Origin of the sequence: Stenomitos frigidus ULC18 (assembly GCF_003003795.1) — a bacterium.
Classification (GTDB): domain Bacteria; phylum Cyanobacteriota; class Cyanobacteriia; order Leptolyngbyales; family Leptolyngbyaceae; genus Stenomitos; species Stenomitos frigidus_A.
Map to the genome: position 1 here is coordinate 1 of NZ_PVWK01000116.1, position 8,108 is coordinate 8,108.

The window sequence follows — 8,108 nt, forward strand, 5'->3', positions numbered from 1 at the left end:
GGGCGTCCTGGCATGACCCATGACCTCAAAGGGGACTCCTTTAGTTTGGCGCAACTTCATATTTAATTGGTATAAGCATCAACGACGCAAAGAGAAAGCCAAGCAGAAATGTCATCACCAGTTGCGCAGGTACACTGAGCAGGGGCACTCCCCCGAACACATTGACGGCATGAAGCAGCGAAAAGCCGATCGCGCTCACCAGCATTGCCCACCGCACGCGATGGGTGGTCAAAAAGGCGTGTAACACAATGCCGCGATACATGGTTTCTTCCCCCAGCCCGACTAACAAGGTGGTGAAGCCAGCAACGGCAAACAACTGCCATTGGGCAGCAGTGAGTGAGGTCTGACTCAATCCAGATAAACAGACCACCCACATGGCAATTAACACCGCGATCGAGGGCAGAAACCACAGGAGTTGCTGGCGATCGAGGGGACGAAAACCGATCGCCTGCCAACCAAAATAGCGCGTTACCCAGAAGGCATTGAGGGCATTAAGGATGATGAGGATGAACCAGAACAGGTTCATCATGGCTGGATCACCGTAGGTAATGCCCTGGACGGTTTTCATGTAGAACATCCCGATGCCCATGATTGCCGTATAGAGGAATGCCGCTAAGACAGCCATTTTGGGTTTTGAGACTGAGCTTGAGTCCATCGTGATTTGTCCTGTGTGAATTGAGACGATTGCCTACCAAATTTTGACGCGGTCTTTTTCGTCCAGCCACATGGGATCGCCGGGTTTGATGCCGAACGCTTTGAAGAACCCAGCCTCATGCTGCAAGGGAGCAAAGGTGCGATAGGCATCTGGAGAATGGGAATCGGTTGCCACTTGGTTGCGAAGTTCCCCCTCTCGGATTTTGATTGCCCAGAGCTGTGCCCAGGAAAGAAAGCAGCGCTGTTCGGGTGTGTAGCCGTCGATCGTCCGCCTGTCTTGAGGGTGTTCGTTCAAATACTCCTGTAGCGCCTCATAGGCAAGGCTGACTCCCCCCACATCCGCCAGATTTTCCGTCACGGTTAGCTTGCCGTTAATCTTGAGTCCTGGCAGCACTTCGTACGCATCCGCCTGTTTCACCAGCTTGTCGGTCTGGGCATTGAACTTGGCGACATCGGCATCCGTCCACCAGTTCCGCAGATTGCCTTTAGCATCAAACAGCCGCCCCAAACTGTCAAAGCCGTGGGTCAGTTCGTGCCCAATCACTGCACCCATCGCACAGAAATTGACCGCCGGATCGACCTTTGCATCGTAGTTGGGGGGTTGGAGAAAGGCGGCAGGAATCTCAATGCCATTGACTCCTTGATTGAACGCCGCATTGACGACCAGCGGCAGTGTGACTCTGGGGATACTAAACTCATCACGAGTGACGGGTTTACCCAGTTGAGCGAACATGCGCTGTTGAAAAAATTGCGCGGTATTGAGCGTATTACCGAAATAGTCATCGCGGCGGATGGCAACGCGGGTGTAATCAATCCATTGGTCTGGATACCCCACCTTAATCATGGTGCGATCGAGCTTTTCCAGCGCCGCCTGACGGGTGGCAGGGCTGAGCCAGGGGTTGGCAACCAGACGCGCTCTAAACCGGGTGCGAATCCGCCCAATCATGTCCTCAACCTGCTGTTTGGCTTGGGGGGAGAAATAGGCTTTGACATAAAGCTGAGACACCGGATGACCAAAAAGTGAAATGACCTGCCCAGACACCCATTCAGTCCGGGAAGGTAGCTCATACTTCTCGCCATTAATGACCCGCTTGAAGGCAAGTTCGGGTTTGTTAAAGGCTGGGGTTAGCTGGTCTTTCGTCTGGTATAAGAGTTGCCAGCGGAGGTACAGCTTGATATCTGCGATCGAATAGTCCTTGAGCATCTGATTGATTTCTGCCAATGCCCGTAAATCGATCGCCAGCAGCGGTTTGTCGATCGGCAAGCTCAGTTCCTTGAAATAGGTCTTGAGATCCACATTGGGTAGCAACGACTGAAGCGCCGCAAACGAGATCCGCTTGAAGGTTTTGGTGGGATCTTTCTTTTCCAAGGGGGTGAGTGATTTGCTGGCGATGCGCGTCTCCATTGCCAGCAGTTTCTTGGCAGCAGTCGCAGCCTCTGAGGGAGAACTGCCCGCAATTTCCAGGTTGGCGGCAATGTAGTTCAAATAGGCGGCACGGATGGCAGCCGCGTCTGGACTGAGATAGCGCTCTTGACTCAGGGGCAGATCGCCGATGGAGAAGTAGACAATATTGACCGTGCTATCTTCTTTGTCGGGTCCAACCGCAGCCGTCAACAACAGGGATAATGGCACCTGAGCGAGCTGTTTTGCCAGGGTTTGCGGTGAATTGATCGCATTCAGACGATCGACCAACGGTTTCAAGGGGGCAACTCCCAACGCCTCTAGCCGCTTCACGTCCATCCCCGATGCATAGAAGTCGCCGACCTGCTGCAAGGGGCTGTTCTTGGGTGCCTTGATGCTTTGTACCGCCGACTGCTCCAAAATGGCTTGCACTTGCTTTGCCACGACCTCATCATTGAGCTGATACAGACTGCTCACCCTCACTTTGTCGGGTGGGATCACCGTGGCATCGACCCATTTACCCGCTGCAAACCGATAAAAGTCCTGGCGGGGGCTGACAGCGGTATCCATTTTGTCGATCGAAAAGCCCAGCGACAGTTTGGGCTTGGACATAGTGGCCGCTTTGCTGTCCTCGGCACGACTGCTCACAGGGAGCGTTGCCAAGCTGGCCCAGAGTCCTAAACCCAGAAGACTGCTGGTAAACCCGATCGAGAACCGATGACGTTGAATCTTGGTATTCATGGTTGATGCTTGATGGTTAATGGTTGTGATTGAGTCAGGTGGTGTTAGCTGGATGGCAAATTTGGGTGGCTCACTGTTAAGCCATAACGTACACGAGCGTAGTGAGTCAGCGACATAGGCACCTCAAGATAAACAATTACTCAGATACAAAGACAGGCTTGATCTGAGTGAGACAGCGGCTGTCGGGCGATTGCTGCGGGCGCGTGAGAAAGTCGGCGGCGATTTGAGCGGAACAGGCAGCGGCAGGCAGATCCGGCGGCAAAATTAGTGCCCCATGCCCCACACCGGGAAAGGTGTAGACATAGGCGGTTTTCAAATTCCTGGCAACGGCTTCCCCATAGGGTTGGGGAGTCATTGGATCGTAAGCGCCATTAAAAATCAGGGTGGGAATTTCAGGATTTTCGTAGACAAAGGGTGGTTTCAGCTCGACCTGGAGAATGTCACACGCTTTGGTCACGACTTCGCTTTCGCGGATGCCGATCGGGAGCAGTTGCGGATAGGCAGCCGGAAGCACCTGGGAGGGAGTGACTTGAAACGATTTCACCCGAGCGCAGAGGACGGTATGATACATCTCTTTCGCGCCGTCAGATTCCAACGCGTTTGAGAGTCGTTTTGTGATCCAACCAAAGTTACCCTGGCTCGCTGCATCGATTTGCTTGGGTAAATCACCGCCGTGGGGCGTGGTGTATAAGTAGGGCATGATGCCATCAACAAAGGCAATGCCATCGAGTTTGGCGGCGATCGTTTTCTGACTGGTGGGAATGGTCAGGGTGATGGGAATGGGTTTCTGGTTGAGTTGATCCACGATCGCCAGAAATTTCCGTTCCAGATCAGGATAGGCTTGGCTACAGCGTTGATCCTGGGCACAGGCGTGAAACAGGTTCCGCAAGGCGTAGCTAATCGTGTGACCAGATGCCAGATTAAAATCAATATCCGGTCTGACCACGCCATCAAGAATTACACTGCGCAGTTTCGCCTTGTGTTTATCTGCCTGAGCGATGACATATTGCCCCAACAACGTCCCGTAGGAAACGCCATAGAAGTTGAATTGTCGGTAGCCTAACGTTTCTGCCACAACGTAAACATCGGCGGCATTTTCGCGGGTATTGAAGGCGTTGGGGTTAATGCCCTGAGTTTTGAAGCGATCGTGACACGCCTTGATCCAGCCTGGATCGGTGTAATTTTGCTCCCCTTTCGCCACGGCAATATTGTGAGCATTGAACTCTGGACAGGACAGGAAGGGCTTGGCGTAACGTGTCCCCCGTTCCTCCATGAAAATCAGATCCCGGCTCTTTAACAAGGCGTTCAGTTCGGGAAACTGCGGCAAAGCCTGATTGACAAACATGCCAATGGTTGTGTTACCGGGGCCGCCCTGTTCGACAAACAATGGATCGAGGGCAGGCGCTTTGCTGGTGCTACGGGTACGTACCACGCCGAGTTGAATGGTTCGTCCGTGCGGTTGTCCATGCTGTTCGGGTACGGTGACATAACCACAATCGGACTGTGCCGCCACCCCAGAAGGGACATCAAAGGTTTTGCAGTCAACGGATTGCCATGCGGCACCAAATTGGGAACGGGGTGGGGATGCGCCATTCACCTCGGTATGACTGGTAGTAATGGCAGTGAGGGTCAGTATGGCAATTTGACAGAATCGAGTCAGACGCATCGTCATGGGGTCAATCCAATAGGGAAATCAGAATGATGGTTTCGCCTGTGGTCTGCCTGCCCAGCAGCAGTAAGCCAGACATCGCTGCTCCATCCCCAACGGTGTAAACTCTCAAATCGGTCGTCTGCGGATCGTCATAAACTTCTGCCAGAGCTTGCTGAGCTTTGGTAGCGTCATCAGTTTCTACCAGAAGCAGGATCGGGACAAATTGAGCTGCAGCCCGATCGCCGATCGCCCTCAGTTCTGCCACAATATCTGGCTGCAGCCCATCGGGACGAACATACACCTGCTGCCAGGCACTCATCCAGGCAGATTCACCATATTGCTCCCAGAGTTTGCCAACAAAGTGTTGGTAGTACCGCAAGGCAATGGGTTCTAAGTCTGTCCCAGGCTCGATCGCGTCATCAAATACAGCACTGCCAAACCCCGCTTGGCTGGGCGCTCCATAAATCGATCGCAAAACCGTGACGGCAGATTGGGGTTGGGATGGATCGGAGGTAGAGAACACCATGAAGAGACTGTGGGAAAAGGGTTGGCTCAAACATGAATGGAATCGGGGACATTGGCGATCGCCCGCTCTGGTACTTGCTTGATCTGCAACCACAACACAATGCCAACAATGATTTCAATGGGAAGGTTGAGCAGGGCGACCATGCCCACAGCCGTGTTCGTTTGTTCACCCACCAGTGGCGAGACAAACAACACAAAATCCCACAGCCAGTGGAAGATCATCAACGGCACGATGTTGTTGAGTTTGAGCATCAACGGTGCCAGGAGAAAGCCAAACAGAAAGGTCATGATCAGTTGCGCGGGCACACCCAGTAACGGAACGCCCCCGAACACATTGACGGCATGGAGCAGTGAAAAGCCGATCGCGCTCACCAGCATGGCCCACCGGACTCGGTTGGTGGTTAAAAAGGCGTGTAGCACAATGCCGCGATACATGGTTTCTTCCCCTATTCCCACTAGCAGGGTGGTGAAGCCAGCGATCGCAAACAACTGCCATTGAGCGGCACTGAGAGAGACCGTCGCCAGACCCGACAGAAAGACGACCCACATGGCAATCAGCACGGTGATCGACGGCAAGAACCACAGGAGTTGCCGCCGATTAAGGGTACGAAAGCCGATCGCCTGCCAGCCAAAATAGCGCGTCACCCAAAACACATTCAGGAGGTTCAGCCCCAGCAACACAATCCAGAACACGGTCATCATTTCCGGTGCGCCGTAGGTGATGCCCCGGACGGTTTTCATGTAAAACATGCCAACACCCATCACCGCCGTATAGAGGAATGCCGCTAAGACAGCAATTTTGGGTTTTGAGAGTGATGCAAGCTTATCCACAATGGTGAAGTTCCCTTTCTATGCAATGGTTTCTTCAATGGTTCCAGCTCAAGCCACGATCGCCGCTTCAGTGCCTCGCAATCGCCTTAACTCATCGCGCCAGGATGCCACCAGCGCATCGGCACCCACATCCTGCCCCTGCTGCTGCACTCGCCATTTGCGAAACGCCAATTCATCCTGCGCTTTGACGATTGCGGCAGAAGTCCGGCGATTATAGTCCGGAATGCGACGGGTTCTAAGGATGCGATCGCGCTTCACTCCCTCGTATTCTTCTGGCGTAATCACGGGTGCCCCCTCATCCGCCAACTGTTCTCGAATCACCCGCCGTTCCCACACACCGCTACGCCAGAGCAAGATCCCCACCAGTAGCAAGAAGGGCAAAAACTTCATCACATAACTAACCGCAAAGCCCAACCAACCCAGCCCAAATGGTAGCCCCCCTGGCATATTCAGTCCGAGGGGTGGGGTTTCTACAGCAGACACTGCCGCGCCAGATGCCCGTTGTGACAATACCGCCTGCAACATCCCAATATTTTGCGAAAAGTGAGCTGAGAAGCCTAATAGCCAGCCCACTACGGGAGCGGTATAACGCCACCATTGGCGGGTGGTTTGGCGAGACAGCCCCAAAAACAGACCGAAGATACCTGTGTATAATGCGTGTCCAGCAAAGCCAAACAGAGCGTGCCGTGCGCCAATATGAATTAACCAGGGAGCATAGCCCCATTTGGCATACTCACTCACGACGTAATGCGCCGATTCGAAAAAGTTGAACCCAGCTCCCACTAGAGCACCGTAGATAAAGCCATCACGGGCATCATCAAATTCGGATTTCAGCAGGAGAAACAGCAGCAAGACCCCCGCACCTTTGGTGATCTCTTCGTCTAGGGGACCGGCGATCGGTGCAGCAATTTTGAAACCCGCGTTGGCTCCCAGGTAGTCTTTCACGGCTGGGTTGGCATTGACCCAATCCGCAATGGTGGACATGATGATCTGATTAAATGGCAGGGCAATGCCCGTGGCAATGAATGCCCCCCACAACAAGGCAATGGCATAGAGCCAGCGAGATTCGTGTTCGCGCCGATCGAGAAACCAGAGAATTGCCACGGTGCCTGACGTAAATAAGGCTGACCAAAGAAAAGCGATCGCCATCACCTGCATCCCATTCGGTGACGTTACCTTTTCTTGTAAAGAGGTGAACAAGGTATAGCTACTGATCAGCACTAAGACCAGCAGGATGGCGATCGCAAATTTAGCCGTGCGGGGTTTCGCCAACGGCGAGCCATAAAGAATTCGGGCAGTCTCACTGAGCGTCATAGATGCTGATGATAAATGTTAGAGGCAGAAAATCTGTAGGGGCAGATTTGTCATCAGAAGTTTAGGTTCTTACAAAAGCTCGGCATTGCCGATCAGAAGGATGATAAGACAATCAAGATCCCCGACTTCTCTGTTGGAATCCTGATTGCTACGCGCTAAACCCGATTCAGCAGTCGGGGATTTGACAGGCATCATCTCCCCATTCAGCAACGCCAAAACTCTGGCAAGAAAGTATCAAACTTATTGAATGCTCATTCCTAAGTATTGGGCACGGTTTGCACGTCTGTTGCGCCTTCTACCGAGCTTGCAACCTGCTTCGCTTGAGCCAAGATCCCTTCCGCATCTGGATTGTATTTCAACACGACGACACCGCCAGTCTGGGCAACCCACAGACCCACATGATCGGAAATGTTGGCATCATCCAGCGCTTTGGCGACCCGCTTTGCCAGACCGCTCTCATCAAAGTTGCCATCCAGTCCCACCTTTTCTGGTGGAATAGACTTTTCCGCTGCCGCCGCCTGAACTGAAATTTGAGGAGCCGCTGCTGCTTTTTCCTCTTCATGTTTGCCGAATAACTTGCTGAGAAAACCCATGGAAATATCTCCCTGAAATGGATAAAGGTTAGAAGCAGGGTGGGCATTGCCCACCCTACTGGATGATTTCTGGTTTGCAGTCACCGACTAGCGACGGTTGCAATCCCGATCGGCTGTGTAAACGATCGCCCCATAGCGACCATCGGTGGTTCTAATCGCCACACAGTTCCCCGTATTTTTCTCCAACCAATAGGTGAAACTGCTATCTGCCTGCTTTGCACTTCGCCGCAACTCGTAGCCCCGTTCCACCAACGCATTCTCGGCTTGTCCGGCTCTGGCTCCCACCAGGTCTTCCAAAGCGGGTACGGTTTCTCCTGTGCGGGCAGAAGCGATTATCTTAAATGTCAAGTTCATCAGGCAGGTTGAGCAGCAGGTTTCACGGTCAGTTGCTGTGGCG

7 protein-coding genes and 1 pseudogene are annotated in these 8,108 nt (G+C 53.1%); all 8 read right to left on the bottom strand.

Annotated elements, in window-relative coordinates; genetic code table 11:
• Nucleotides 1–40: 40 nt before the first annotated feature.
• Nucleotides 41–655 carry a CPBP family intramembrane glutamic endopeptidase gene (locus tag C7B82_RS20850; RefSeq protein WP_146141229.1) on the bottom strand — a complete coding sequence of 205 codons (615 nt, stop codon included), beginning with the start codon at nt 653–655 and terminating at the stop codon, nt 41–43.
• Between the two features lie 33 nt (nt 656–688).
• Nucleotides 689–2,797 (bottom strand): M13 family metallopeptidase, encoded by a 2,109-nt coding sequence (locus C7B82_RS20855; protein ID WP_106258273.1) that lies wholly within the window; start codon nt 2,795–2,797, stop codon nt 689–691.
• 136 nt (nt 2,798–2,933) lie between these two features.
• Entirely contained in the window at nt 2,934–4,469 is a 1,536-nt protein-coding gene (locus C7B82_RS20860; protein ID WP_106258274.1) for an alpha/beta hydrolase, read from the bottom strand.
• Between the two features lie 4 nt (nt 4,470–4,473).
• Nucleotides 4,474–4,974 carry a hypothetical protein gene (locus C7B82_RS20865; protein ID WP_106258276.1) on the bottom strand — a complete coding sequence of 167 codons (501 nt, stop codon included), beginning with the start codon at nt 4,972–4,974 and terminating at the stop codon, nt 4,474–4,476.
• Nucleotides 4,975–5,000: 26 nt separating this feature from the next.
• Nucleotides 5,001–5,804 (bottom strand): CPBP family intramembrane glutamic endopeptidase, encoded by an 804-nt coding sequence (locus C7B82_RS20870; RefSeq protein WP_106258277.1) that lies wholly within the window; start codon nt 5,802–5,804, stop codon nt 5,001–5,003.
• A 48-nt stretch (nt 5,805–5,852) separates the two neighbouring features.
• Entirely contained in the window at nt 5,853–7,118 is a 1,266-nt protein-coding gene (locus C7B82_RS20875; protein WP_106258279.1) for a PrsW family intramembrane metalloprotease, read from the bottom strand.
• 257 nt (nt 7,119–7,375) lie between these two features.
• On the bottom strand, nt 7,376–7,711 hold the full coding sequence (locus tag C7B82_RS20880) for a hypothetical protein (RefSeq protein WP_106258281.1): 336 nt from the start codon (nt 7,709–7,711) through the stop codon (nt 7,376–7,378).
• Between the two features lie 87 nt (nt 7,712–7,798).
• Nucleotides 7,799–8,108, bottom strand: a pseudogene (locus C7B82_RS20885) (hypothetical protein); the annotation flags it as partial.